The sequence below is a fragment of the Streptomyces sp. HSW2009 genome (assembly GCF_040240285.1).
Lineage (GTDB): Bacteria > Actinomycetota > Actinomycetes > Streptomycetales > Streptomycetaceae > Streptomyces.
The window spans coordinates 1-1324 of sequence record NZ_JBEHZD010001006.1 but is presented as its reverse complement, the minus strand read 5'-3'; the positions used below and the strand labels follow the sequence as shown (position 1 = coordinate 1324).

The window sequence follows — 1324 nt, the reverse complement described above, 5'->3', positions numbered from 1 at the left end:
AACCTCACCCCACTCACCACCGACAACCGATTACGCAACTCCACCGCAGTCAACGAATCAAAACCCAACTCCTTGAATGCGGCGTCCGCCCGTACGTCGGCGGCCGTGGCGAAGCCCAGAACGGCGGCAACACAACCCCGCACCACGTCGAGTACGACATCGAGCTGTTCGGCCTCGGTGAGGCCGGTCAGTCGGGCCGCGAGCGCCGGGCCCTGGGCGTCGGCGCCCGCGGCGCGCCGCCGGGAGCGGCCGGCGAGGGCACGCAGCAGCGGGGGAACCTCAGCCGCCCCGGCCAGGCCGTGGACGTCGAGATCGACGGCGACCAGTAGCGCCTGTGGCGCGTGGCAGGCCGCATCGAGGAGCGCGAGCCCGCGCTCGGCCGTCAGCGGACGCATGCCACGCAGCCGGGTCAGCTCCGCCTGACCCATATGCCCGGTCATCTCGCTCGCCTGCTCCCACAGGCCCCAGGCGATCGACTGGCCGGGGAGCCCGAGGGCGCGCCGGTGCGCCACCAGGGCGTCGACGTACGCATTGGCCGCCGCGTACCCGGCCTGACCTGCGTTGCCCACCACGCCGGCGGCCGAGGAGAACATCAGGAACAGGTCGAGGTCGAGACCTTCGGTCGCCGCGTGCAGATGCGCCGCAACATCAGCCTTCGCCGCCCACACCCGCCCCAACTGCTCCGACGTCAACGACGTCACCACCGCATCATCCAACACACCCGCCGCATGCACCACACCCACCAACGGACGCTCCGACCCCGCATCCGCCACCAACCCAACCACCGCATCCGCAGACGACACATCCACCGCAACCACCCGCACCTCAGCACCCAACCCACCCAACCGCTCCACCAACTCACCAGCCCCCGGCGCCTCCCCACCACGCCGACTCGCCAACACCACATGCCGCACACCCCACACCCCCACCACATGCTCAGCCACCAACGCGCCGAGCATCCCCGTGCCACCCACGATCAGCACGGAACCCTCGGGGTCGAGCTCGGCAGGCCGACCCGACTGCGCCGGCACCCTGCCGCGCACCAGCCGAGGCACCAGCACCCGGCCCCCACGCAGCGCGACCTGCGACTCCTCCGCAGCCAACGCAGCCCGCACCCCCTCCTCCACACCCGCACCCGAACCCGCACCCGCAGACTCCACATCCACCAACACAAACCGCCCCGGATTCTCCGACTCCGCACTCCGCACCAACCCCCACACACCCGCACCCCACACATCCACACCCGAACCCGCACCACCCGCATCCACAACCACCGCACCAGACGTCACCACCACCAACCGCGAACCACCCAACAACGGCTCAC

The 1324-nt window shown here is 70.6% G+C and carries 1 protein-coding gene; it reads right to left on the bottom strand.

Annotated elements, in window-relative coordinates:
• The coding region (locus tag AAHZ94_RS34200; protein WP_502964870.1) for a type I polyketide synthase at positions 1–1268 on the bottom strand (1268 nt) is incomplete at its 3' end.
• Positions 1269–1324 lie beyond the last annotated feature (56 nt).